The 25,846-nt window shown below is 46.3% G+C and carries 20 protein-coding genes and 2 pseudogenes; 18 read left to right on the forward strand and 4 right to left on the reverse strand.

Annotated elements, in window-relative coordinates; genetic code table 11:
• Positions 1-1,376: 1,376 nt before the first annotated feature.
• Positions 1,377-2,297 (forward strand): alpha/beta hydrolase, encoded by a 921-nt coding sequence (locus V8Q34_RS21375; RefSeq protein ID WP_298076696.1) that lies wholly within the window; start codon positions 1,377-1,379, stop codon positions 2,295-2,297.
• Here the strand turns inward: V8Q34_RS21375 and V8Q34_RS21380 are convergent.
• Positions 2,269-3,546, reverse strand: a complete 1,278-nt coding sequence (locus tag V8Q34_RS21380; RefSeq protein WP_244806483.1) for a MerR family transcriptional regulator — start codon at positions 3,544-3,546, stop codon at positions 2,269-2,271. The genes V8Q34_RS21375 and V8Q34_RS21380 overlap by 29 nt on opposite strands.
• A 180-nt stretch (positions 3,547-3,726) precedes the next feature.
• Between V8Q34_RS21380 and hisD the strand changes: the two genes are divergently transcribed.
• From hisD to V8Q34_RS21395, 3 genes are all read left to right on the forward strand, one after another.
• Positions 3,727-5,001, forward strand: a complete 1,275-nt coding sequence (hisD, locus tag V8Q34_RS21385; RefSeq protein ID WP_335836280.1) for a histidinol dehydrogenase — start codon at positions 3,727-3,729, stop codon at positions 4,999-5,001.
• A 40-nt stretch (positions 5,002-5,041) separates the two neighbouring features.
• Positions 5,042-6,529: an APC family permease gene (locus V8Q34_RS21390; protein ID WP_335836281.1), complete on the forward strand. Its 1,488-nt coding sequence runs from the start codon at positions 5,042-5,044 to the stop codon at positions 6,527-6,529.
• Positions 6,530-6,955: 426 nt separating this feature from the next.
• Positions 6,956-8,584, forward strand: a complete 1,629-nt coding sequence (locus V8Q34_RS21395) for an ATP-binding protein (RefSeq protein ID WP_335836282.1) — start codon at positions 6,956-6,958, stop codon at positions 8,582-8,584.
• Between the two features lie 47 nt (positions 8,585-8,631).
• Here V8Q34_RS21395 and V8Q34_RS21400 read toward each other — a convergent pair whose 3' ends face one another.
• Positions 8,632-9,036, reverse strand: a complete 405-nt coding sequence (locus V8Q34_RS21400; RefSeq protein WP_033141406.1) for a phosphate-starvation-inducible PsiE family protein — start codon at positions 9,034-9,036, stop codon at positions 8,632-8,634.
• Between the two features lie 256 nt (positions 9,037-9,292).
• Here V8Q34_RS21400 and V8Q34_RS21405 point away from each other — a divergent pair, with 256 nt between their 5' ends.
• The 9 genes from V8Q34_RS21405 (at position 9,293) to V8Q34_RS21445 (ending at position 22,500) form a co-directional block, all read left to right on the forward strand.
• Positions 9,293-10,597 (forward strand): phenylacetate--CoA ligase family protein, encoded by a 1,305-nt coding sequence (locus V8Q34_RS21405; RefSeq protein WP_033141405.1) that lies wholly within the window; start codon positions 9,293-9,295, stop codon positions 10,595-10,597.
• Positions 10,598-10,665: 68 nt separating this feature from the next.
• Positions 10,666-12,405: an indolepyruvate ferredoxin oxidoreductase subunit alpha gene (gene iorA / locus V8Q34_RS21410; protein WP_227210978.1), complete on the forward strand. Its 1,740-nt coding sequence runs from the start codon at positions 10,666-10,668 to the stop codon at positions 12,403-12,405.
• On the forward strand, positions 12,405-12,977 hold the full coding sequence (locus V8Q34_RS21415; protein ID WP_033141403.1) for an indolepyruvate oxidoreductase subunit beta: 573 nt from the start codon (positions 12,405-12,407) through the stop codon (positions 12,975-12,977). Before iorA ends, V8Q34_RS21415 begins: the two co-directional genes overlap by 1 nt.
• Before the next feature lie 86 nt (positions 12,978-13,063).
• On the forward strand, positions 13,064-13,498 hold the full coding sequence (locus tag V8Q34_RS21420) for an amino acid-binding protein (protein ID WP_033141402.1): 435 nt from the start codon (positions 13,064-13,066) through the stop codon (positions 13,496-13,498).
• Between the two features lie 146 nt (positions 13,499-13,644).
• Positions 13,645-15,207, forward strand: a complete 1,563-nt coding sequence (locus tag V8Q34_RS21425) for a sodium:solute symporter family protein (protein WP_244806480.1) — start codon at positions 13,645-13,647, stop codon at positions 15,205-15,207.
• 184 nt (positions 15,208-15,391) lie between these two features.
• Complete coding sequence (locus tag V8Q34_RS21430; RefSeq protein ID WP_103732188.1) at positions 15,392-16,813, forward strand: C40 family peptidase; 1,422 nt, start codon at positions 15,392-15,394, stop codon at positions 16,811-16,813.
• A gap of 331 nt (positions 16,814-17,144) precedes the next feature.
• Entirely contained in the window at positions 17,145-18,497 is a 1,353-nt protein-coding gene (locus tag V8Q34_RS21435; protein ID WP_335836283.1) for a C40 family peptidase, read from the forward strand.
• 552 nt (positions 18,498-19,049) lie between these two features.
• Entirely contained in the window at positions 19,050-21,575 is a 2,526-nt protein-coding gene (locus V8Q34_RS21440) for an FAD-dependent oxidoreductase (protein WP_335836284.1), read from the forward strand.
• Positions 21,576-21,915: 340 nt separating this feature from the next.
• Positions 21,916-22,500, forward strand: coding sequence for a 50S ribosomal protein L25 (locus tag V8Q34_RS21445; RefSeq protein WP_054351991.1), 585 nt, complete (start codon positions 21,916-21,918; stop codon positions 22,498-22,500).
• 234 nt (positions 22,501-22,734) lie between these two features.
• On the opposite strand, the gene mscL is transcribed toward V8Q34_RS21445, so the two are convergent.
• Positions 22,735-23,133 (reverse strand): large conductance mechanosensitive channel protein MscL, encoded by a 399-nt coding sequence (gene mscL, locus V8Q34_RS21450; RefSeq protein ID WP_033141396.1) that lies wholly within the window; start codon positions 23,131-23,133, stop codon positions 22,735-22,737.
• A gap of 412 nt (positions 23,134-23,545) precedes the next feature.
• On the opposite strand from mscL, the gene V8Q34_RS21455 reads away from it, so the two are divergent.
• The 5 genes and pseudogenes from V8Q34_RS21455 to V8Q34_RS27580 all read left to right on the forward strand — a co-directional run.
• Complete coding sequence (locus tag V8Q34_RS21455) at positions 23,546-24,022, forward strand: type IV toxin-antitoxin system AbiEi family antitoxin domain-containing protein (RefSeq protein ID WP_335836285.1); 477 nt, start codon at positions 23,546-23,548, stop codon at positions 24,020-24,022.
• Between the two features lie 125 nt (positions 24,023-24,147).
• A complete protein-coding gene (locus tag V8Q34_RS21460; RefSeq protein ID WP_335836294.1) occupies positions 24,148-24,348 on the forward strand; it encodes a hypothetical protein in 201 nt (66 codons plus the stop codon).
• A complete protein-coding gene (locus tag V8Q34_RS21465; RefSeq protein WP_335836286.1) occupies positions 24,294-24,623 on the forward strand; it encodes a nucleotidyl transferase AbiEii/AbiGii toxin family protein in 330 nt (109 codons plus the stop codon). The genes V8Q34_RS21460 and V8Q34_RS21465 overlap by 55 nt, the downstream gene beginning before the upstream one ends.
• 347 nt (positions 24,624-24,970) lie before the next feature.
• A pseudogene (locus V8Q34_RS21470) lies at positions 24,971-25,174 on the forward strand (ParA family protein); the annotation flags it as partial.
• A 57-nt stretch (positions 25,175-25,231) separates the two neighbouring features.
• Positions 25,232-25,390, forward strand: a pseudogene (locus tag V8Q34_RS27580) (ParB N-terminal domain-containing protein); the annotation flags it as partial.
• 24 nt (positions 25,391-25,414) lie between these two features.
• On the opposite strand, the gene V8Q34_RS21475 reads toward V8Q34_RS27580, so the two are convergent.
• Complete coding sequence (locus V8Q34_RS21475) at positions 25,415-25,576, reverse strand: hypothetical protein (protein ID WP_335836287.1); 162 nt, start codon at positions 25,574-25,576, stop codon at positions 25,415-25,417.
• Between the last annotated feature and the right edge of the window lie 270 nt (positions 25,577-25,846).

A 25,846-nucleotide genomic window follows, 5' to 3' on the forward strand; every position in this document is an offset into this window, starting at 1 on the left:
GATAAGGGAAATATACTTCTGAGGTTTATTGGGGGTATATTTCCCTTTTTTGGGGTGTTGGGGAAAAATTATGGTGGTTTTTGGAGGGGAAGATAGTGCTGGAAGTGGGGGAGGAGGGTATAATGAGGGGTCAGTGTTTATCTGTAAAAGAGAGGCGTATGATGCCAGAAATCACCAGGATTACCTATAGAATATATATTTCAGTTAAGACTTATCTGTAAAAGAGAGGCGTATCATGCCAGAAATCACCGGGATTACCTATAGAATATATATTTCAGTTAAGATTTATCTGTAAAACAGAGGCGTATCATGCCAGAAATCATCGGGATTACCTATAGAATATATATTTCAGTTAAGATTTATCTGTAAAACAAAGGCGTATCATGCCAGAAGTCACCGGGATTGCCTATAGAATATATATTTCAGTTAAGATTTATCTGTAAAACAAAGGCGTACCATGCCAGAAGTCACCGGGATTGCCTATAAAATATATATTTCAGTTAAGATTTATCTGTAAATTCAGAAGCGTATCATGTCAGAAGTCACCAGAATTACCTACAGAGTTTATATTTTAGTTAGGATTTATCTGTAAATGATGGTCATTTTCAGGCTGAAATCACCGGGATTGCCTATAAAATATATATTTCAGTTAAGGTTTATCTGTAAAACAGAGGCGTACCAAGTCAGAAATCACCAGAATTACCTACAGAGTTTATATTTTAGTTAGAATTTATCTGTAAATCAAGGACATTTTCAGGCTGAAATCACCGGGATTACCTATAAAATATATATTTCAGTTAAGGTTTATCTGTAAAACAGAGGCGTACCAAGTCAGAAATCACCAGAATTACCTACAGAGTTTATATTTTAGTTAGGATTTATCTGTAAATCAAGGTCATTTTCAGGCTGAAATCACCAGAATTACCTAAAGGGTATATATTTCAGTTAAGGTTTATCTGTAAAACAGAGGCGTATCATGTCAAAAATCACCCAAATTACCTACAGGGTATATATTTCGGTTAAGACTTATCTGTAATAGAAGGCCAATCAATATCTTATTCTAATATATCAAGGCACTTCTACAATCATAAAAGGTTCGGAAACCATATCTTCCTATGAGTTTTCAAAAAGACCTTTGCATTCTTGATACCACCCATGTATGATAGATATATAGTAAAGTTTTCCAGTCAAAACTCCGCCAAAAGCTGGGAGTCTGGACGAGAAATCAGAATTGATCGGAATCCTGCGCGGAGAGAAAAGAACTTAAGGCCTTTTTTGGCAGGAAGATTCCCACCTGAAGAAAGTTCTGTGGGAATCAGAACTGCAGCGGAAAAAGGTTTTAAATAATGCAAAACTATATAAGCGGAGGTGTCAAAATGGAAATTAAAGCATGGACCTATGAGGAGTATCCAGGGTATTCAGAGGAAGTACCCGGAGCAGTGCGATTGAAGACAACAGGAGATGAAGTGGGGGTTCGTTACCTGCACGATGTGGAATATGCCAGAGTTGACGATGTACCCCTGCATCTGCAGATTCTGCTGCCTTTTACCAGAAATGAGCCGGATAAAATTTACCCGTGCATGGTATTTATCCAAGGATCTGCATGGATGGAGCAGGATGTCTGGATGCAGTGTGCCATGTTGTCCGGACTGGCCAAGAAGGGGTATGTGATAGCGGTTGTCCAATACCGGCATTCCGGCCTTGCACCTTTCCCGGCACAGATTCAGGATGCAAGAAACGCAATCCGTTATATGAGGGTTCACGCTTCCGAGTACCATGCAGACCCGGATGGAATTGTGGTCGGCGGTGATTCATCCGGGGGACATACATCCATGTTCTGCGGAATCGCAAGGGAAGGCGGGGAACTGGATGCCAGCCTGTTTCCGGGAGTCTCAGCGGAGGTAAAAGGCATACTTAATTATTATGGCTCTGTCAGCATGATGTACGAGGAAGGTTTTCCATCTACAGTCAATCATCATATGGAGGACAGCCCGGAAGGATTGCTGATGGGAAAAGTAAATCTGAAAGAGCACCCGGAACTATGCAGAAAAGGTTCCGTGGAATGCTGGATCACACCGGAGCTGGATATGGCTCCAACCATGATCGTTCACGGCACAAAGGACAGAACGATTCATACATACCAGAGCGTGCAGCTCTATGAAAAAATGAAAGCATGTGGTAAAGATGTCCGTTTATATCTGCTGGAAGGAGCAGACCATGGCGGCGCTGAATACTGGACAGAGGAAATGTGCAGTCTGGCACATGAGTTCATACAGTATTGTCTGAACCGCTGCTGATATCCTGGCCATTAGGTGCAGAACTGGCATGATATGGCATGAGATGCATTTTTTCACCTTTTACATGAAATCCAAATCCAAGATTGTTCCCCGAATCCGTGACCGCACCGCAGTCCTCAGAACCTTTCAGGCGAAAGCCTGCTTTCTTCAGTGAGGATAGAAAATAGTCCAGACGGAAATTCATACAGAAACATTCCGGATACTGGCTCAGCAGAAGGCGCATGGATTTGGGGGCATTTTCAAAGTAGAAATAAGTACCTATCAAGTCTGCGTGAGCGGTAAGATAAGGGGCAATCCTTTCAAATAAAAAAGTATCATGATAAAAGTTATGTTCGTTGGCTGCAAAGAAGTCGAGATGTACGTCTATGCAGTTTTTTTTCAGAGGAAAACGGGTGCTGGAATCCGCAAGATACAGGATATCCAGCTCTGGTTTCTGACGTTCTATCAGATGCTTGTACATGAGAAGGGTTTCCGGATATTTGTCAATGACAATGTACAGGCTGTCAGTGGGCAGATATTCCAGATGATTGTGCATAAAAAACCAGGCATTGATATAAGTCTCCGCAATCACCTTTTCATGCAGGTCTGTTTCTTCAATCTGTTTCAACATCCAGTTATAGGAGCGCTGGAAGGTGCTGATCAGCGCAGGCGGCAGATCTTTGTATAGCTCGCGGGTAATATCCGGTGTATCCTGCAGGTTTTCGTTTTTGTTTGGTGTCATAAGGATACCGGAGGAGATATGGGCGCTGTAGCCGCAGGAGCATGATAAGCTGCCTTTGTAAATAAAACGCTGATCCATTTTCACCTCAGAGAGAGAGAGGGACCCGCCGCAGAGGGGGCAGCACAGAAGCGGCAGGGCAGTAAGGGGGAACCCGGTGCTGGCCCGTGGAGTACTTTCGGATGCTTCCATGGTTTTGATATGCGAATCCAGACGTTCCACTACCTGCTGTTTCCGCTCAATTTCTTTCATACAGAAGTCACGTTTTCCCTTGAAAATTTCTTTTAATTCTTCCATGTCCTGGGGGTCAGCCAGTCCTGAGATTCGTTTCAGGGACAGGATAACATGAATCTCCCGCAGCGAGAAATCCAGTTCTTTTAAACCCAGGATCCATTCCAGGTCCCTGACAGTCTGTTCGTCGAATACGTACTGGCCTTTGGGTTTGGGAGGGACCAAAAGCCCATAATTAATGTAATAATAGATGTTGTCCACTGAAATATGGTATTTTTCCGATACTTTTCCTATGCGCACAGTCCGGTTCCTCCTGAGAATCCATTTTTATGCCTACACTCTAGCATAAATCTGGAGTATACTCAAGGTTTATATCAGTTTTCGTAAAAATAGTATATTGACCTAAAGCAGACTCTATGATTTATTATGGTAGCACGATAAAGAAAAACGGGTAGAATTCATATAAAAAGTGAGGTATGGATGATGAAAATATTAAAAAAAGCTCAGGAGAGGACCGAGGAGGACAGAAAAGAGCTGTCCCGTATGGTACAGGAGATTATTGACAATGTACGGGGAAACGGGGATGAGGCGCTTAAGGAGTACAGCAGAAAGTTTGACCAGTGTGAGCGGGTTTCCATGCGCGTATCAAAAGAGGAGGTCCGGGAAGCTTATATGCAGCTTTCTCCCCAGGAGGTAGCTGACTTAAAAGCAGCGGCATCCAATATACAGGCATTTGCCAAAGCCCAGAGGGAGACGGTGAAGCCTCTTGAAAACTTCAGCCCTATGCCGGGAATCTTTCTGGGACACAGGATCATTCCCGTAAAATCCTGCTGTTGTTATGTGCCGGGAGGAAATTATCCCCTTTATTCCACAGCGCTTATGCTGATCATTCCGGCCAAGACTGCCGGCGTGGAGCGTGTGACTGCATGTTCGCCGGTCATGAAGGGAACCGGAAAGATTAATCCGAAGACCCTGGCTGCCATGGATATTGCAGGTGTGGATGAGATCTATGCAGTGGGCGGGGCCCAGGCAATCGCAGCTTTTTCCTATGGAACGGAAGAGATTGCCCCGGTGGATATGATCGTTGGGCCGGGCAACCGTTTCGTGACAGAGGCCAAGAGACAGTGTTATGGTCAGGTGGGAATTGACTTTGTAGCAGGTCCCAGTGAAGTTTTGGTGATCGCGGACGGCAGCGGAACGCCTGAGATCGTGGCTGCTGATCTGCTGGCACAGTCTGAACACGATGTCAATGCAAAGGGCATGGTGGTCACCACAGATGAAGCATTCGGAAAAGCCGTGATGGAGGCAGTGGAAAGAGAACTGGAACAGCTTGAAACTGCTGATATCGCCAGAAAATCCTGGGAGACATACGGTGAGGTAGTTGTGGTATCTGATCTTGATGAGGCTGTAAACCTTGTAAATGAATACGCTCCGGAGCATTTGGAGCTGAATGTGCAGAATCCTGATGTGTTGATTCCGGGACTCTGCAACTATGGTTCTCTTTTTATAGGAGAGAATACAGCGGAGGTGTTTGGGGATTATGCTTCCGGTACCAATCACACGCTGCCAACACTGAAAGCAGCCCGTTATACCGGCGGTGTGTGGGTGGGAACCTTCCTGAAAACATGTACCCAGCAGAGTATGACCCCGGAAGCCATGAGAAATATTGCGCCTCTTGTCTCCAGACTGGCTGACGGCGAGGGCTTGAAAGGGCACAGGCAGGCGGCTGATATCCGCTTCACAAGCCAAAAATAAAAGCAGGAATAAGACATAACAGAGAGAGGGAGACTTCACAGTGAGTAATCAGAATACAAATACATTGAAAAGAACCTTCGGAATGAAGGAAGCTGTAACCATCACCGTTGGCACCGTGGTAGGTGTCGGTCTGTTCACTACAGGGGCCAATGTGGTGGGCGGCCTTGGTCCGGCCGTTATCCTGGCTACATTTGTTGCTATGCTTATCAGTATTTATCCGGCGCTGCTGTATGCGGAGATGGGAGCTGCGCTCCCCTACGCCGGCGGCACATATCAGTATGCATCCCTGGGTATAGGAAAACCCATGGGTATGCTTGCCGGGTGGAATTTTATAATTTCCCTGGTAGCGGTTACCAGCGGGGAGGCACTGGCGTTTAGTTTTTATTTCAAAACATTTTTCTCTGCACTGGGCATTGAGCTGCCTGTGAGCGACCGTGTGGTTGCCACAGTGGTGGTAATTGCGTTCATTATCACCAACGTCCGGGGTGTGGAAATGACCGGAAAGCTTCAGAATGGATTCATGTTCTTTTTCTGGGGCGTAGCGATCATCTGGTTTTTGACCATGCTGCCGAACGTAAATATGCCTAATTTCGTTAAACTCCCTGATTTTATTGCCCAGTCCACTCCGCTTGGTTTTATCGCATCTGTCAGTATGATTTGGTGGTGCTTTGCGGGATTTGAGACCTGCTGCGCTATGGGGGAGGAGATCAAATATCCGCAGATCAATATTCCCCGTGCACTGTTTCTTGCGCCGTTTATTGTTTTTGCGGTAAATGCAGCGTTTCAGTGGTTCTTGGTTGGTATCGTTCCGACAGAACAGATCGCCACGCTGTCCACAGCAAGCGCGCCTTTTGCCGAAGCTATGAAAACAGCAGGTATCCTTGGTTTTCCGCTGATCCTTCTGGCAGCCGGAATTGCGTTCGGCGGAGATTTTTCAACTTTGAATGCCAGTATCGCCGTACCGCCCAGATATCTTTTCACCATGGCACGTGACGGCGCCATGCCGAAAATATTTGCAAAAGTACACCCGAAATACAAGACACCTTATATCTCAATCATTGTGCTTGGCCTGCTTTCTGCTTTTCTGATCGCGTCCAACTCTATGATTTACATAGCATCCGTGAGTCTGTTTGCAGATTTGTTTTATTATGTGATCGGCATTGCGGCATCCTTTGGGCTTCGCAGAAAGCATCCCGATTTAAAACGCCCCTTTAAGGCGCCGGGAATTATGATCGGGGCACCGCTCAGTGTTATCATTTATCTTATCATGATGACCCAGCTTGACCGGGAAGCACTGGTGACAGGTGTGATCTGGTGCATTCTCGGACTGATCATATATGCTGTCTGTCGGAAACGCTATCAGAGTGATGAGACAAAAGAGATGGACCGTATCATTATGGAAGTTGATATTCCGACACCACAGGAGAGACAGAAGATGGACAAGGAATTTAAGATTTGGAGAACCGTTGTGGCATGTGCTGTTGTCATAGCGATCGTGGCATATGTGATACCGTTTGTTGCTGTATAAGGACAGCAGGATGTCTGAAGGGCAGCCGGTTCGGATTAATATATAATCCGTGCCGGCTGTTTTGCGTATATGGAAAATAGAGACAAATTTGGCGGGTTTTGAACCGGCAGAATTTGTTGTATATCACGAAAACAGAATATATGTTCGGTATACATTGAGGAAATTTGCAAAGTGTGATAAACTATGTTTATCGCAGGGTGGCTGCCGGATAAAAGCAGTAAATGCACATTTTTGACTGGATAACTGCTGATACGGTGTAATTATTCAGTAGGTCTGCGCATTTACTGCGCTGACCGTAAGAAAACGTTTAGCAGCCGGGCAAAAACTTCATCACCAAAGGCGATTTTGCATGGATTTTTGCTTGTAACTGTGAGGGTACTGAACAGTTACGATACGGTTTATAATATAAGTGGAAGGGTGGAATATATGACAATTGATGAAATATACACCGGTGAATCAAAAAATCTGGAATTTAAGCAGGAAGTGCCGGCCAGAAGTGAGCGATATATGAAAACAGTTGTTGCTTTTGCGAACACAGCAGGGGGCAGGCTGGTTTTCGGTGTGGAGGATGGGACGCACAGGATTATAGGAGTGCCGCAGGAAACGGTATTTGAGACCATGGACAGTCTCACCAATGCAATCTGTGACAGCTGTACGCCCATGATCATTCCCGATATTACCCTGCAGACCGTAGAAGACAAGACACTGATCGTTGTAGAGATTTATCCCGGAGGGCAGCGTCCCTATTATATCACTGCATTAGGAAAAGAGAACGGCACATATGTACGGATTTCAGGAACTTCACGGCCGGCGGACAGTTATTTTCTGAGGGAGCTGGAGTTTGAAGGAATGAACAGGTGTTTTGATCAGACATATGCGGCGCCGAGGCTGGCAGAGGAGGGACAAATCAGGGAACTGTGCAGTTCCATGAGGCAGTATGCGCTGAAAATGTGCAGCACGGAAAATGAAAGGGCAGCAGTGAAGAACGTGACAAGAAGCAATCTGTTGTCCTGGGGTATACTGACAGAGAAAGAGGGAAAAATACTGCCGACAAATGCGTTTGTACTGTTGACAGACAACAATTTTCTGCAGGCTAAAATACAGTGTGCCGTATTTAGAGGAACAACGAGAGGTGAGTTTCTGGAGAGACGTGAGTATACAGGGCCGATTTACAAACAAATAGACGAAGCCTACAATTTTGTGCTGCGCAATATCCGGTATGGGGCGAAATATAAAGGTTTGTACAGAGTGGATGACTATGAACTGCCGATTCTCTGCATTCGTGAGATTATTGCCAATGCGGTGACGCACAGAAGTTATCTGAACCCGGGATGCGTACAGGTTGCGTTGTATGATGACCGGCTGGAGGTCACATCTCCGGGTATGTTGTTTGGCGGACTGACACTTGCGCAGATGAGGGAGGGATATTCCAAGCCCAGAAACAGGGCGATTGCCAATGCTTTTACCTATATGAGAATAATGGAACAATGGGGCAGTGGTGTACCTAAAATGTTGAAGATGTGCAGGGAGTTTGGTGTGGAAGAGCCTGAATTTTCGGAAGAAGGTGTGGATTTTCGCGTAAATCTATACCGGGAGTCCGCACGGAATTCGTTTTTGGTTATGGAAGAACCGGCAGAATACAGAGCCGGAAAACAAATGGAGCAGGCAGGGCTGACGGTTGAAAACACTACCCAAACGGCCGGGAACACTACCCAAACGGCCGAAAATACTACCCAAATGATGGGAAACACTACCCAACCAATACGGAACACTACCCAATTAATTCCCAATGCTGCCAAAACAGCCGAAGATACAACCCAATCAATACCGGATACTACCCAAACACCCGAGGTGCGCATGTCAGCTTATGACAGACAGCTTCTGCAGGCAGTTAGAAAATATCCATATATATCCCAGAGGGAACTGGCAGCAGAGCTGTGCTGGAATACAGACCGAGTAAAATATTATATGAAGAAATGGAAAGACAAGGGCGGTCTGCGCCGTGTGGGAAGCACACACAAAGGATACTGGCAGGTGCTTATCCGGGTGGAGTGAAAGATGCAAGATCAGCCGCAAAGCATAAATGCAGTGCGGCTGTCCTTTTACAATTTATCGTATACTTTGGCTTTGTTGTCAGTAGTTTTGAGCAGCAGATATTTGCGGATGAAGAAGATGATAGCTATGGATATGATTCCTATCAAAGTATCGATCATGTTGAGATGTTCCACGATCATCTGTCTGGCAATGGCAAACATGAGCACCTCCAGCAGGTTTTCCGCCGTATGTTTTGCCAGCATCTTTACAAATTCCACCCCGATGATCAGAGTCAGGATATTGCCGAGAAATTCAGTAAACTGGCTGGCTTTTATGCTGAGCAGGGGAATGCTTATGAAATTGTAGATCATGGGTATGATCAGAACTATGATCACCACCAGCATGATTGCTGACAGGGCAATTTCAGTGTAGCGGGAAATTGTGTAAATCAGTTCGTTCAGTTTGTTTTTCATACTTATCTCCGTTTCATTTGTACTATTGTTCTAAAAATTGTGATTAACACATTCTCGTCTTTTCCATTCTAACATAAAATACAGGGTGAGCAAGAAAAATCTGCAAAAAATAACGAAATTATCCCAAGAAAATCCCTGTACTTCATTGCTTTGACGTGATAAATATGTTAATATAGGAAGCACAGACAGTCCCCGCGGGAAAGGACATATGTTTCCCTGAAACGGATAAGGGCTGGGAAATGAAGGGAAGAAAGTTATGATTTGGGCAAAAGAAGAGACATTATCCCGGGAGGAGATCAAGGAAATTCAGACTGCACGCCTCAGAGAGACGGTGGAGCGGGTCTATCATACAGTGGAGCCTTACCGGAAGAAAATGGATGAGGCGGGCCTGAAGCCGGAAGATATCAGAGGTCTTGAAGACTTACATAACCTGCCGTTTACAACAAAGCAGGACATGAGGGATAATTATCCGTTTGGGCTGTTCGCAGTGCCAAAGAAGGATTTGATTCGTATTCACGCATCAAGCGGAACAACAGGAAAGCCCACTGTGGTTGGGTATACCAGAAAAGATTTGGATGTCTGGTCAGAGTGCGTTTGTCGTATTGCGTGTATGGGCGGAGCGCAGCCTGACGAGATTGCGCAGATTTGTTTCGGATACGGTATGTTTACCGGAGCGCTTGGACTTCACTACGGACTGGAGAGGCTTGGGGCTGCTATTGTTCCCTCCTCAACAGGAAATACAGAGAAGCAGCTTATGTTTATGAAGGATTTCGGTACAACCCTGCTGATCGCAACACCTTCCTATGCGCTGCGCATTGCAGAGGTTGCGGAACAGATGGGCATACACCCTCAGTGTGATCTGAGTATGAGGACAGCGCTGGTGGGAAGTGAGCTGATGACAGAAGCCATGCGCCAGGAGATGTACAAAGCCTGGGGCGATCATATGAATATTACACAGAATTACGGTATGAGCGAATTGATGGGACCCGGAGTCTCCGGAGAATGCCTGGAGTTAAACGGCATGCATATCAATGAGGACCATTTTATACCTGAAATCATTGATCCGAGAACAGGTGAAGTTCTCCCCCCGGGTGAGAAGGGGGAGCTGGTCATCACCTGTATATCCAAGGAAGCGCTGCCGCTGATCCGTTACCGCACCAAGGATATCACAAGGCTGATGTACGAGCCCTGTAAATGCGGCAGAACTACTGTGCGGATGGAGAATCTGCTTGGAAGAACAGATGATATGCTGAAAATCCGCGGGGTCAACGTATTCCCGAGTCAGATCGAGGAAGTGCTCCTGGGGATTGAGGAGTGCGGACCGCACTATGAGATCGTGGTGGACAGAAAGAACCACAGCGACACCCTGGAAATCCGTGTGGAAGTCCTTTCTGATTATATGATGGACTCCTATGCAGCGCTCCAGGAGCTGGAGAAGAAGATCAAGTCCAAGATCCGTGTGGTTCTGGGTCTGGATATAAAGGTTTCTCTGGTATCACCGAATTCTATACAACGTTTTGAGGGAAAAGCGAAACGTGTGATTGATTTAAGAAAGAATTAGTTTTACAATATCAGTAACGATTCCATTGACTGCATCGTTACCATAATTACAGAAAGAAGGTAGGAGACGTGGGCGAAAAGAAAATCATGCTTGGCAACGAAGCCATTGCAAGAGGTGCCTGGGAGGCAGGGGTAAAGGTTTCTGCAGCATATCCGGGAACACCAAGCACAGAGATCAGTGAGAACATTGTAAAATATAAGGAAATTTATGCAGAGTGGGCCCCCAATGAAAAAGTGGCAACAGAGGTGGCAATCGGTGCGTCCATCAGCGGTGTGCGTGCCCTGGCATCCATGAAGCATGTAGGTCTGAATGTGGCAGCAGATCCGCTCTATACAGCGGCATACACAGGTGTGACCGGCGGTCTGGTCCTGGTTGTGGCAGATGATCCCGGAATGTACAGTTCCCAGAATGAGCAGGATACCAGAGCGGTTGCAAGGGCAGCGCAGGTTCCGGTACTGGAGCCGTCAGATTCCCAGGATGCAAAAGATTTTGTAAAGCTGGCTTATGACATAAGTGAAAAATATGATACGCCGGTATTTGTAAGGACAACAACACGTCTGGCACATTCTCAGGGTATCGTGGAGCTGGAGGACAGAGTGGAGAGAGAAGACACTCCTTATGAGCGCAAGTTCCAGAAGTATGTCATGATGCCGGGCAATGCCATCAGACGCCATCCGGTTGTGGAAGAGAGAATGAAGAAGCTGGCCGAAGATGCCAACAGCCTGGAAATCAATAAAGCAGAGTATAATGACACGTCCATTGGTTTCATTACCAGCGGTATTCCGTATAATTATGTAAAGGAAGCAATGCCCAACGCCAGCGTACTGAAATTAGGCATGGTACATCCGCTGCCGAGAAAGCTCATTGAAGAATTTGCCTCTAAAGTTGATAAGCTTTACATATTTGAGGAACTGGAGCCTGTATTTGAGGAGCAGATCAAATCCTGGGGAATCCCATGTTCAGGAAAAGATGTATTTACTCTGCAGGGTGAATACAGTGCCAACATGATCCGCCGCAGAGTGCTGGGTGAGGAGATTGAGGCTGCAGCACCGGCGCCGGTACCGGCACGTCCGCCGATCCTCTGTCCGGGATGTCCGCACAGAAGCGTTTACTCTGTTCTGAAGAAAATGAAGATTCATGCAGCCGGTGATATCGGATGTTACACTCTGGGAGCAGTTGCTCCGCTGAGTGTTGTGGACACCACGATCTGTATGGGAGCATCCATCAGTTCCCTGCACGGTATGGAGAAGGCCAGAGGCAAAGAATATGTCAAGGACTGGGTGGCTGTCATCGGAGATTCCACTTTCATGCATACAGGTGTGAACTCCCTGATGAACATGGTTTACAACCAGGCTACCGGAACGGTTATTATTCTTGATAACTCTACCACAGGTATGACGGGCCACCAGGACCATGCCGCAACCGGCAAAACCCTGAAAGGCCAGGTGGTTCCGGCCATTGATATCTACAAACTCTGCAAAGCCATGGGTATTGAGCATGTCAATGTGGTGAATGCCTTTGATATTAAGGAACTGGAAAAGACGATCAGGGAGGAAGTGGCAAGAGATGCTGTATCCGTGATCATTGCCCAGGCACCATGCGCATTGTTAAAGACCAATGTATTTAAGACAAAATGCAGACCGGTTTCAGAGAAATGTAAAAAATGCGGGCTTTGTTTAAGACCGGGATGTCCGGCTCTTACCAAGAATGAAGATGGAACGATTTCCATTGATGATACCATGTGCAACGGCTGCGGACTCTGTAAACAGCTCTGTCCTGCTGATGCAATAGAGGAGGTAGAAGTGTAATGGCAACGAGAAATATTATGATAGTGGGAGTCGGCGGTCAGGGAACACTTCTCACCAGCCGTATTTTAGGAGGACTTGCCGTGGAAGGCGGTTATGATGTAAAGCTTTCCGAGGTACATGGAATGGCGCAGAGGGGCGGAAGTGTAGTTACCTTTGTCCGCTATGGAGAAAAAGTACAGGAGCCAATCGTGGAGGAAGGTCAGGCGGATGTTCTGATCGCGTTTGAAAGGCTGGAGGCACTGCGTTACCGTCAGTTCCTGAAAAAAGACGGTGTTATCATTGTCAACGACCAGAGAATTGACCCGATCACAGTTGTGACAGGCGTTGCGGAGTATCCGGAAGGAATCCTGGATACCCTTCGCGAGACCCACAAAGTCTACGCTGTGGATGCCATGAAGGTGGCAAAGGAACTGGGGAATCCCAAGGTGTTCAATGTCATTGTACTGGGTGTGGCTGCACAGCACATGGACTATTCAAAGGAAGAATGGCTCAATGTGATTGAAAAGACCGTTCCGCCTAAGACAGTGGAGATGAACAAAAAGGCATTTCTGACCGGTTATGAGTTGAAATAATTGCTGTATGGGGTCTAAAGACTAAAAGCAGCTAAAATTCCCTGTCTTCTTAAATGCAGAGGGCAGAGAAAGGATAGGTAGCATAAATGTTTATAGAACAATTATCCATATTTCTGGAGAATCGTCCGGGAAAGCTGAAGGGGATCGCGGATGCGCTCAAGGAGAAAAATATTAATATTATCTCCCTGGGACTTTCTGACACCACGGACTATGGTATTGCAAGGATGATTGTGTCTGATTCTGCCAGAGCCAAACAGGTACTGCTGGAAAAAGGGTATACGGCAGTGCTGACACCTGTGCTTGTAGTAGAACTGCAGCAGGAGGTAGGCGCGCTGAGCCAGATTCTGGATACCTTAAGTACAAAAGGATTGAATCTGGAATATATGTATGCGCTGGTTACCGGCAAAGAGGGCGGTGCTATGGTTGTGAAAACCTCAGACCAGGCACGTACCTACCAGACATTAAAAGATGCGGGCATGAAAATGTTCTCGGAAGAAGAACTGAATGAACTGAAAAAATAAGAACTGGATACAGAAGAATTAAGAAGCGTCCGCTTTTCACAGCGGAAAGCGGCGCCTCTTTTTCTTTGCAATTATTGCTTTAGTAGTTTAAACCGTTGCGGTTTAAAGTGTAAGTGGAATCATAATAAAAAAGGAGAATAAAAAAGATGGAGATTAAGATACTGTTTTTGCTGCTGTTTTTCGGCTCTATGGTGGGTATTGGGCTGTATTCCCGAAAACATGCTACAAATGTGGCGGGATTTGTACTGGGAGGAAGGAGCGTAGGCCCCTGGCTTACGGCATTTGCATATGGAACATCCTATTTTTCCGCAGTTGTGTTTGTAGGTTATGCAGGGCAGTTTGGATGGAAGTACGGACTGGCAGGTACGTGGATCGGGATAGGCAATGCCATAATCGGAAGTCTTTTGGCATGGGTAGTCCTCGGACGAAGGACACGTGTCATGACAAAGCATCTGCATGCGGCCACCATGCCGGATTTCTTCGGCAAACGTTTTGACAGTAATGCACTCAGGATTGCGGCATCAGCCATTGTATTTATTTTCCTGGTACCTTATACCGCATCCATTTATAACGGGCTGTCCAGATTATTTGAGCTGGCCTTTGATGTACCGTACGCAGCATGCGTGGTAGTTATGGCTGCCCTGACCGGGGCGTATGTGATTCTGGGCGGTTATATGGCGACCGCTATCAATGACTTTATCCAGGGGATTATCATGCTGTTCGGTATTGCTGCTGTGATCGGTGCTGTCTTAAGCGGCCAGGGTGGATTCACAGAGGCAGTGAGACAGCTTGCGTCGATTCCCAGCGATGTTCCGGCAACAGCAGGACAGTCAGGTGCCTTTACCTCATTTTTCGGACCTGACCCCATTAATCTTCTGGGAGTTGTTATCTTGACCTCCCTTGGCACCTGGGGGCTTCCACAGATGGTTCAGAAATTCTATGCCATTAAGGATGAGAAGGCGATTCAGACCGGAACGGTAGTTTCCACTGTATTTGCCATTGTGATCTCCGGAGGATGCTATTTCCTGGGAGGATTTGGACGGCTTTTTGATAACCCCTCCTTATATAAAGCAGACGGCACTGTGATCTATGACGGTATTGTTCCTTATATGCTGTCCACACTGCCGGATATTTTGATTGGTGTTGTGATCGTACTGGTGCTCTCCGCATCCATGTCAACGCTTTCTTCCCTGGTTCTGACATCCAGCTCTACACTGACGCTGGATTTCCTGAAAGGGACTGTGGCAAAGGATATGAGCGAGAAAAACCAGCTTCGTGTGATGCGTGGACTGATCGTTGTATTTATTGTAATCTCCGTTGTACTTGCTCTTGATCCGCCTACATTTATCGCTCAGCTCATGGGAATTTCATGGGGAGCGCTGGCAGGAGCATTTTTGGCGCCGTTTTTATTCGGTCTCTACTGGAAGAGAACGACAAAGCTGTCTGTATGGGTCTGCTTTATAGCAGGAATCGGCATTACGGTATCCAATTTGTTCCTACATTATATTGCATCCCCCATTAATGCAGGGGCCTTTGCTATGGTAGTCGGATTTGTTGTAGTGCCGGTGGTAAGCATTGTCACTCCTAAAATGGAGAAAGAGAAGGTGGAGGATATTTTCTACTGTTACAATCAGGAAGTGGTCTCCACGCCGAAAAAGGTATTGCCTGAGGAAAAAGAGGACGGCGGTTCCCTTGCAGTAGAGGCATAGTTGTTAAAAATGTATCCGCTAATTATTACGAAAAAGTGCCATTTTGTAACAAATATTTAATGAATTGGAAATTTACCCCTTGCATCTGTAATAATTATGTGGTATTATGGGTGACAGATAAGAAATATTTCAAAAATGTTACAGGTAGTTACAGATTCAGATATGAATAGTGAGGTACATAATAATGAAAAAAAGATTTCTTATTCTCAGTCTTATTTTTACAATGGCCATGACCCAGGTTGTGCCGGTAGCAGCTGCAAGGGAAGATGACGTGCAGGCTGAGAAGGCAGAGACACAGAGTAAATTATCAGCAGCAGAGAGCAAAGAATCTGAGTTGGAAGACCAGAAAAACGCGTTATTGAACGAAATCGACTCCATTGACCAGAACCTTGTACAGGTTATGGCACAGATTGATATTCTGAATGGTGAGATTACAGATAAAGAAAGTGCCATCGGCCAGACAAAAGAAGATTTGGCTGTAGCGGAAGCAAACCGTGACAAACAGTACGAGGATATGAAGAAGAGAATCCAGTACCTGTATGAGAACGGGGGCTCCAATGCATGGGCACAGATGCTTTTAGAGTCTGACAGTATCACAGGACTTCTCAGCAAGGCAGAGTATACAGAGAAAATGTATCAGTATGACAGAGATGAGCTGAAGAAGATGAAGGAAACAGTTCAGGAAGTCACAGATCTTGGCAATCAGCTCGCCCAGGAAAAAGCAGAACTGGAAGAGATGAAACAGGCTCAGGAACAGCAGCAGGCAAGTCTGCAGAGTGCTCTTGATGAAAAGAAAGCAACAGCTTCTGATTATGAGACACAGATTGCAAATGTGCGTGCACAGGCAGATGAATACAGAAGCCTGATCGAACAGCAGAATGCAGAGCTTCAGAAGATCCAGGAAGAGAAAGCACGTCAGGCAGAGGAAGCGAAGAAAGCTGAAGAAGCCAGAAAAGCACAGGAGAAGGCAGCTCAGGAAGCAGAGCAGAAAGCAAAGGATGATGCTGAGGAAGAGGGCACCGGCCAGAACAGCACAGACGTAAGTTCAAATGACAGCAATACCAATGACAATACAGATAACGGAAACGAAGCAACCAATGACAACAATGACGGAGAAGAGCCGGAAGACAATAATAATGATGTGACACCTCCGGCAGAAGAAACAAATACTCCGAATTACGACGAACCTGAGACACCGGATAATGAGGAACCCGAAGAGGAGCAGGGCAGTGACAGTGGTTACAGCGCTTCAGGACAGGCAGTTGTGGATTATGCAAGCCAGTTTATCGGCAATCCTTATGTTTGGGGCGGAACAAGCCTGACAAACGGTGCTGACTGTTCCGGGTTTGTACAGTCTGTATTTTCACACTTTGGTTACAGCCTGCCGCGTGTAAGTGATGACCAGGCTGGCGCAGGCCGCGGAATTTCCTATTCCGAATCCCGTGCAGGTGACATCATTGTATATTCCGGACACGTAGCAATCCTGACAGGTGACGGCGGAATCGTACATGCATCCAATTCTGCACCGTATCCGCAGGGTGGAATCAAATACTCCAGCAATGCGCTGTACAGACCATATATTGCAATCAGAAGAATTGTAGAGTAATTACATAGCCAGGTATTATATCATGCATAGCAGAGCCGTGCTTCCTCACCGAGAGGTGGAAGCACGGCTTTTATATATTTATAGAAGGAACGCATCTGCTGTGATACCGCGATGTCAGCCCATTTGCCCTATGGGGCAGGGAATATATGGAAGGAATTTATAAAATATTACTATAAAATTTATTTTTGTAACAAAAACTTAAAGAATTAGGGGATTTCCTCTTGCAAGTGTAATAAATCTGTGATATCATAAGCGGGAAGTGAAAATTATTTCGGAAATATTACTTAGAGAATAGCAAATATTAAATACCAACAGTGAGGTACATAGCAGTATGAAAAAGAGATTCCTTTGTCTCAGCCTTATTTTTGCACTGACCGCAGCACAGGTAATGCCGGTGGCAGCTGCAAGAAAAGACGAAGTGCAGGCTGAAAAAGCAAACACACAGAGCAAACTGTCCGCAACAGAGAGCAAGGAAGCGGAGCTTGAAGAGAAAAAGAACAATTTACTTGGAGAGATTGATTCTCTGGATCAGAATCTGGTTCAGGTTATCGCACAGATTGACATACTGAAGGGTGAAATCTCTGACAAAGAGAACGCCATTGTAGAAACAAAAGAGGATTTAGCAGAAGCAGAGGCTGACCGCGATGAGCAGTATGCTGCAATGAAGAAAAGAATCCAGTATCTGTATGAGAACGGCGGAAGTGACGCATGGGCGCAGATGCTTCTGGAAGTCAACAGCATTACAGATTTGCTCAGCAAAGCTGAATACACGGAGAAGATGTATCAGTTTGACAGGGACGAGCTAGAGAAGCTGAGAGACACTGTTCAGCAGGTAACTGATTTGGGCAATCAGCTGGAGCAGGAAAAAGCTGAGTTAGAAGAGATGAAACAGGCTCAGGAAGACCAGCAGGCTAATTTAGAGACAGCACTGGAAGAGAAAAAAGCAGTTGCTTCTGATTATGAGACACAGATTGCAAATGTTCAGGCACAGGCAGATGAGTACAGAAGTCTGATTGAACAGCAGAATGCAGAGCTGCAGAAGATTCAGGAAGAAGAAGCAAGACAGGCTGCAGAAGCGAAAAAGGCAAGAGAGAAAGCTGCAAAAGAAGCTGAGGCGGCTGCACAGAGACAGGAGCAGCAGAACACACAGAAACCTCAGAATAATAACAATAATAACAACAATAATAATAACAATGACGATGTGGAAGATGAGGACGTGCCGGAGACTCCAAGTAATAATGGAGGCGGTAATAATGAGAATGTGCCGGAACCGGAAACTCCTTCCTATGAGCCGGAAGAAGAGGAACAGGGCGGCGGATACAGTGCTACCGGAGAAGCGGTTGTTGCTTACGCAAGCCAGTTTATCGGTAATCCGTATGTGTATGGCGGCAACAGTCTGACAAATGGTATTGACTGTTCAGGATTTACACAGCAGGTATTCGCTCACTTTGGATACAGCATTTCCAGAACAAGTGATTCACAGGCGGGAGACGGACGCGGAATTTCTTATTCCCAGTCACGTGCGGGTGATATCATCGTTTATTCCGGACATGTTGCCATTCTGACAGGTGACGGCGGTATTGTACATGCATCTAACTCTGCACCATATCCGCAGGGAGGAATTAAATATTCTGAAAATGCGTTGTATAGGCCTTATATTGCGGTTAGGCGTATTGTAGATTGATTTTATTGAGTACATATTTGGGACTCATGCTTTTGGGAGCATGGGTCCTTTTTTGGTGTTTATGTGGGGAGGTGGCTTTCATGGGGGCGGGGGGCTTTCATGGGGACGGAGAATCCAAAGCATCCGGGGCCGGCCGGTGTCTGTGTGGGGTGAGCGAAGCGTTGCGCTTGCCGGGAAGCTAACCTGCTCCCAGTCACTAAATTCGTCGGCAATGGCCTCCTCATTAAGTGTCTGGGGCAGGTGGATCTCCCCGGCGCTCCACTAGACATCGCTCACCCCACACAGACACCGGCCGGCCCCGGATGCTTTGGATTCCCCTGGGGATGATAGGGCGGGAGGAGGAGAAAAGAAAAAAGAAAAGAAAAAAGAAAGGATAAAAGAGAAAGGATATAATAAAAGATATAAAATAGGGGGTTTTAATGTGGAGTAAAATGGTGTATATTTTGAGTATGGGAGGGGAATGGAAAATGGGAATATCTTTTTTGAGGGTTTTGGAATATAATGGGGTTGTGGGGTAAAACTGATAATAAAGAGAGAAAGAAGGTATAAGAGTTGAAAACATTGGAGCTTAGAAAGAATTTTTATTGGACTGGGATTGTGGATTCAAATTTGCGGGTGTTTGATATTATAATGTATACAGAGTTTGGCACTACATATAACTCTTATGTGCTGAAAGCCGGGGATAAGACGGTTTTGTTTGAGACTGCTAAGGTGAAATTCTGGGATGAGTATTTGGAGAAGGTGCAGGAGATAACGGCAGTTGATGAGATTGATTATCTTGTTGTGAGTCATACGGAACCGGACCATGCGGGAAGTATTGAGAATCTGCTGAAGCTGAATCCGGGGCTGAAGATCGTGGCTACGGGCTGTGCGCTTGGGTTCCTGAAAGAGATCGTAAATGGTGATTTTACCGGGATTGCGGTGAAGGATAATGAGACCATGAAGATTGGGGACAAGACTCTGCGGTTCCTTGTGGTGCCGAATCTGCATTGGCCGGATACCATGTATACTTATATTGAGGAAGAACAGATTTTGGTGACTTGTGATTCTTTTGGGTCCCATTATGGATTTTCGGATGTGCTGGCAAGCAGGGTGACAGACAGGGAAGGATATATGCGGGCGACAAAGTATTATTTTGACTGTATTTTGGGTCCGTTTAAACCGTATATGCTGAAAGCACTGGCAAGGGTCAGGGAACTGGATGTGTCCATGATCTGTACCGGGCATGGGCCGGTGCTGGATGATAAGATTGAACAGATGTATGACATTTACGAGGAATGGTGTACAGTTGTGAATCCAAACAGCACGAAAACCGTGATCATCCCTTATGTAAGTGCTTACGGATATACGAAAATGCTGGCAGAGCGGATTGCGAAGGGCGTGGAGGACAGCGGGGATATTGCTGTGCGCAGTTATGATCTGGTGGAAGCAGAGCAGGAGAAGGTGTTGGAAGAGCTGGGATTTGCAGATGGTATCCTGTTCGGCACACCGACTATTTTGGGAGAGGCATTGAAGCCTGTCTGGGATCTGCTGATTTCCATGTATCCCGTGACCCATGGGAAGAAGCTGGCAAGTGCGTTCGGAAGTTATGGCTGGAGCGGTGAGGGCGTGCCTCATGTGATGGAGCGGCTGAAACAGCTTCGGATGAAGACGATGGACGGCTTTCGCGTGCGGTTTAAACCCAGTGAGGCGGACTTGATCGATGCCTATGACTTTGGCTATAATTTCGGCTGTACCCTTCAGAATAAGGAAAATGAGAGGAAGTCAGGCAGAAGCAGGCTGGTGAAGTGTTTGGTGTGCGGTGCTATTTTTGATTCCTCCATTGATATATGCCCGGTATGCGGAGTGGGAAAAGAGCATTTTGTACCTGTGGAGGAAGAGGAAAATCAGTTTAGCAGGGACACAAAGAATTTTTATCTTATTCTGGGAAATGGTGCCGCGGGTATCAGTGCTGCGGAGGCTATCAGGCAGAGGGATAAGACAGGGTCTATTACCATGATTTCCAATGAAATTTACAGTACCTATAACAGGCCTATGCTGACAAAATCTATTATGGCAGATTTAGATGCCGGTCAGATCGCTGTGCACGAGACTTCCTGGTATGAGGAGAACAGAGTATTCCAGATTTTGGGACGCCGGGTGGAGCGGATTGATACGGACAGCAGAGAGGTGGTTCTGGATGACGGCATGAAGCTGAAATATACGAAGCTTATCTATGCTCTTGGAGCAGAGTGTTTTGTGCCGCCTATGAAGGGCGTGGAGAAGAAGAATGTATTTGCGATCCGCAGGCTGGATGATACGAAGAAGATTGCGGATGTGCTTCCCCAGGTGAAAAATGTGGCAGTGATCGGCGGCGGTGTGCTTGGCCTGGAGGCTGCCTGGGAACTGAAGAAAGCAAAATGCCGTGTGACAGTGCTGGAGCTTGCCCCTGTGATCATGGGACGCCAGTTGGATGAACCGGCAGCCGAGCTTTTGAAGAAGATAAGTGAAGCGCAGGATATTGAAATCCGTACCGGCGTTAAGATCGCGGCTTTGGAGGGAGAAGATTTTGTCTCCGGAATCCGTATGGAGGACGGCGAGGTGCTCCCGGCTGATATGGTGGTGGTTTCCTGCGGCGTGAGGGCCAATACCGCAGTGGCAAAAGAGGCAGGTCTTGAGGTGGACCGCTCTGTTGTGGTCAATGCCAGGATGGAAACCAGCGCAGAAGATATATACGCGTGTGGTGACTGTGCCCAGTATCAGGGCATCAATTATGGTCTGTGGAGCCAGGCTGTGGAACAGGGCAAGACTGCAGGTGCCAATGCAGCAGGTGACAATCTGGAATATGAGACGGTATCTGCAGCACTGAACTTCCATGGAATGGGGACTGCGCTTTTCGCGGCAGGTGATAATGGTAAGAATCCGAATCTGATCTATAAAACAGTTGAGTTTAAGGATATGGGGAAAAAGCAGTATCAGAAATTCTATTTCCTGAATAACAGACTGTGCGGTGTGATTTTGATCGGAGATGTAAGCCGTCTGGCGGAGATGACGGAGGCTCTGGAAAGACATGCCACGTATCAGGAAGTGATGAAATAGTATTTGCGGGAAACCAGGCAGGGTGTGTAGCTCTGCCTGGTTTTTTACGGCTTTTAAGGGGTCTCTCTATAGGACAGCAAAATGTGAAGTGGCCAAGGTGACACGGATCTTCTGGCAGTTGTTTAGCAGCATATAACCAGGGAGAGAAAAGGAATTGGAATTTTAATACTTGAAAACACCGGAGAACTAATAATGACCAAAATTCATATTTGATGACTGTAAATATTGGTGAATCTTTTTTGGGCAGTAGTGCTATAATGAACTTGTAACAAAAGGAAATACTTAAAACAACCTCATACGAGGCATGCTAAGCGATCAGGTTTTTCGGAGGAAAAGATAAATGAATACTTTAAAAGCTGAAAAAAGAAACATGAACGTGAAAGCAAGGAGATTAAGAAGAGAAGGTTTTGTCACAGGAAACCTGTTCGGACGGGAACTGCAGGGATCCATTCCGCTAAAGATAGCCAAAAGAGATGTGGAGCAGCTCCTCAAGACGGAAAGAAAAGGCGGACAGGTTATGCTGGAAATAGATGGACAGACCTATGATGCGCTGATTAAAGAAATCGATTACAATGCTATGGCTCGGTGTGTAGAGGAGATTGATTTTCAGGCTTTGATCAGCAATGAAAAAGTACATTCTGTTGCTGAGGTTGTATTATTAAATCATGAAAATGTGATAGAAGGAGTTCTGCAGGAGATCTTAAAAGAAATTTCATATAAAGCGGTTCCGGCAGCATTGGTGGAAAAAGTAATCGTTGATGTGGGAAATATGCGTGCCGGTGATTCCCTCCGGGTAAAGGATCTGGAGATCAGCCAGAACAAGGATATTGAACTGATGACAGATCCGGAGGCCGTTGTTGTGAGCGTATCAGCAGTACATAATTCACTGCCGGATGATACAGAGGAAGAGGAAACACAGGAATAGTGTTTTAACATGGAACTTAAAAAATGCCATAAGCCCCTTGCCGCGTGTAACGGTAAGGGGCTTATGGCATTTTTCATGGACGGTTTATGATTTGTATAATGTGGTCGATCTGTTTCAGGAAAGCGTGGTGTTCGGCCGCTTTATATCCGGGTGTGTTTCTCCTGGAATATGCGCAGGCTTATGGGGGTTGTGAAAAAGTATGGCATGCATGTGCCGGCTCATAACCATGCTTTGCTATTCTGAAAGTTCAGATGTGCAGTGAGGGCACCGCACGGCATCAACTGCAATTTCACTTTTACAGAAAGGACATACCTTTGTTGCCGGGGCTGCCGGCTCTTCTTTTTTCTGCCCGAAAGAGAGAAGTTTATTGATTCCCTTCATAAGACAGAATAAAATCAATGCCATGATCAGAAAATTAATAACAGCAGATACAAAAGCTGAGGCAAATCCGGCAATATCCTGTGCATTATATTTTGCATGTCCGGTCAGAAAATTCAAAATGGGATTAATAAAATTGTCCGTCAGAGATGTCACGATCCCGGAAAAAGCGCCGCCGATTATGACGCCGACGGCCATGTCCATAACGTTGCCGCGGAGTGCAAATGACTTGAACTCCTCTATAAATTTTTTCATGGTGTACCTCCTGGTTTCTCTTTTGTATTTTTAATTAAGCATACCATATATTTCGATGATTTCCAAATTAAGATACTATTTCGTATGAAAACAGACCGCTGAAAATTAAAATTTAATAAATTAGCACTCGCCTTTTTAACAAAAGGCGTGGATTTTGTCTGGTCTCATAAAGCGTAAAAAACGGCTATTTATGAGCATTTTGGAGGTTTTATGGTTTTATCTGGTTCCATCAAAAATCGTCATTTTTTGAAAAATTGGTGTCAAAAGAAATGTAAAGGCGGGCAAAAATAAAGGAATGAAATGACAAGGAAATGCTGGAACAGTTGTCAAAAGAAAAGAAAGGGATCCTGAGGACATTAGATGTTCGTGCGTTAGGAATCTCCAAGCACATCATTTTGGAATTTATCAAAAGGTGCAGGTTGAAAAGATGGTACGCGGCATCTATCTGTCCCCGGTTTCCTGGGAGGATGGGATGTATATCCTGCAGTCCAGATGTCCTCATGTTGTTTTTTCCCACGAGTCTGCGCTATACCTTTTGGGGCTGACAGACCGGGAACCTATGCAGCATACGGTGACTGTGAAAAGCGGCTATAAAACGACAAATCTAAAGGAAGAGGGGGTGCTCGTCCACACCGTAAAAAAAGAAAGATATCCGATCGGCATCACAGAGATCGAGACGCCCATGGGCAACATGGTGCGTACTTATAACGCGGAGCGTTCGATCTGTGATATTCTGCGCAGACGCAGTCAGGTGGAGATCCAGGACAGGCAGACTGCCTTGAAAGAGTATGCCCGCAGCCGAAAGAAGGATATCCCTCTGCTCCTGGAGTACGCAGAGGAGTTCAAAGTAGATAAGATCTTAATGATATATCTGGAGATGTTATTATAATTGATCCACACATCAAAACAATTAAAAGCGCTGCTCCGTAACCGTTCCCGTGGGGACAGTACGAAAGCGCAGCTAATATCATCCGGGTTCCTATCGAGGACGGCGTCACGTTTGGGATCAAAAAGATAACAGAGATCATGGAAGAAAAGGAATATGGGGGCATCCGCCTGCATCTGGAAGCTGCCCTGGATACCATGAAGATCCCCTTAAAACTGGATGTTTTCACTGGTGATATCATCACACCGAAGGAGATCACGTATCAATACTGGCTGTGTTTGAGGAAAGGACCATCTCAGTCCTGGCCTATAACCTGGAGACTGTCCTGACTGAAAAGCTCGAGGCAGTGCTGAGAAGGGGGACTGCGAACACCAGGCTCAGGGATTTTTACGACCTGTTCCTTTTACAACAGGAGTATAGTGACAGCCGTATCCCTCCGGATCTGAGACAGGCTTTTAGAGAGACCTGCCGGCAGAGGGAGACAGGGGCAGAGAAGGGGAAGGATATCCTGAACAGGATCCGGGCAGACCCGGGCATGGAACGGCTGTGGGAGAAAAAGGCCTCACGCGCAGATCTGAACTTTTCTAAATGCTCCAGAGGATAAGGATAGTCCATCTCCCCTATGGCAAACAGTCCGCGGATGAGGCCCATAGCCTCCTTCACCCGGTCGGTCTCATACAGTGCGTTCAAAGCTTCATATACATCTTCCATGTCACATGTCTTCTGTCCCTTTCCATACAGGTGTTCCAGCAGCGGACCGGTATATTATGCCCCGGCAATGGCCGCAATACTGCTGTGTGCGGCATGGGATGCGGGACATGTTTCTTCCCTCTCCATGGGAACCCACTCCTTTCCTTGATATCGGATACCGAGTTTTTGTCCGGCTTCCACCGGAAGATCACAGAGAGAAGCGTACAGGAAAGGAAGGAGGCAGATATGCCGTAGAGTAAAGTGATCGCGGTCATCAACCAGAAGGGCGGCGTGGGGAAGACCACGACTACCCTGAACCTGGGCGCCGGTCTTGCCAGAGAGGGAAAGCGGGTGCTCTTGGTGGATGCGGACCCTCAGGGGGACCTGACCACATCCCTTGGCTGGCAGGACGGGGACCGCCTGGAGGCGACCTTTGGGACCCGGATAGGAAAGGCCATCGAGGATGTACCGGTACCGTCGGAGGAGGAGAAGCTGGAGAAGGTCGTGAACCTTCCCCTCTAAGTGATTTCCAATTTCCCCGGCCATCCTTTTAAGGTGCGGGACGATAAGGAAATGCAGGACCTGGCAGACAGTGTCAGGGACTTTGGCGTTCTCGTCCCTGCCCTGGTCCGGCCGAAGGGGGACGACTATGAGATGGTCGCAGGGCACCGCCGCAAGAGCGCAGTGGCGGCACATTTTCTGGATTCATTCCTCCGGGCTGAGGTTTTCCAATATTTTATCCGAATGTCCTTCATCCATATATACGGAATGCTCCGCCTTCATCACCTTCATGCGGACTACTGAAAAAAACATGAGCATAATCAAAAACAGAGAAAAAATCTTTTCCATAAGAATAAATGCAATCATTGCCTGTCTCCTATTATATATCACATGACATTGAAATTATCTGTTTCCAGTGCTGCAAAACCCACAAATAATATACCTGCAATACTTCTTTTTCTGCAAACCGCTCCCCAACATTCATAACAGATACTGCTACCATTACTTTTTCATCTTGCCCATGTATCCGTAAGTTTGCCGGAAGGATTGACTTCTCCGATTAAACACGATTAAAACATCAGCCAGAACGCCTCCCGTAATCTTACCAAGTTGTATTGATTTTCTGTAAAAAATATT

Origin of the sequence: Blautia sp. JLR.GB0024, assembly GCF_037000545.1 — a bacterium.
Taxonomy (GTDB): Bacteria; Bacillota; Clostridia; order Lachnospirales; family Lachnospiraceae; genus Blautia; species Blautia celeris.

Excerpts from the sequence above, each read along its gene's own strand:
- V8Q34_RS21375 (WP_298076696.1), top strand. The coding sequence starts at position 1,377 with ATGGAAATTAAAGCATGGACCTATGAGGAGTATCCAGGGTATTCAGAG.
- mscL (WP_033141396.1), bottom strand. The coding sequence starts at position 23,133 with ATGAAAAAATTTATAGAGGAGTTCAAGTCATTTGCACTCCGCGGCAAC.
- V8Q34_RS21430 (WP_103732188.1), top strand. The coding sequence starts at position 15,392 with ATGAAAAAAAGATTTCTTATTCTCAGTCTTATTTTTACAATGGCCATG.
- V8Q34_RS21420 (WP_033141402.1), top strand. The coding sequence starts at position 13,064 with ATGTTTATAGAACAATTATCCATATTTCTGGAGAATCGTCCGGGAAAG.
- V8Q34_RS21400 (WP_033141406.1), bottom strand. The coding sequence starts at position 9,036 with ATGAAAAACAAACTGAACGAACTGATTTACACAATTTCCCGCTACACT.
- V8Q34_RS21405 (WP_033141405.1), top strand. The coding sequence starts at position 9,293 with ATGATTTGGGCAAAAGAAGAGACATTATCCCGGGAGGAGATCAAGGAA.
- V8Q34_RS21425 (WP_244806480.1), top strand. The coding sequence starts at position 13,645 with ATGGAGATTAAGATACTGTTTTTGCTGCTGTTTTTCGGCTCTATGGTG.
- V8Q34_RS21475 (WP_335836287.1), bottom strand. The coding sequence starts at position 25,576 with ATGATTGCATTTATTCTTATGGAAAAGATTTTTTCTCTGTTTTTGATT.
- hisD (WP_335836280.1), top strand. The coding sequence starts at position 3,727 with ATGATGAAAATATTAAAAAAAGCTCAGGAGAGGACCGAGGAGGACAGA.
- V8Q34_RS21445 (WP_054351991.1), top strand. The coding sequence starts at position 21,916 with ATGAATACTTTAAAAGCTGAAAAAAGAAACATGAACGTGAAAGCAAGG.
- V8Q34_RS21415 (WP_033141403.1), top strand. The coding sequence starts at position 12,405 with ATGGCAACGAGAAATATTATGATAGTGGGAGTCGGCGGTCAGGGAACA.
- V8Q34_RS21395 (WP_335836282.1), top strand. The coding sequence starts at position 6,956 with ATGACAATTGATGAAATATACACCGGTGAATCAAAAAATCTGGAATTT.
- V8Q34_RS21435 (WP_335836283.1), top strand. The coding sequence starts at position 17,145 with ATGAAAAAGAGATTCCTTTGTCTCAGCCTTATTTTTGCACTGACCGCA.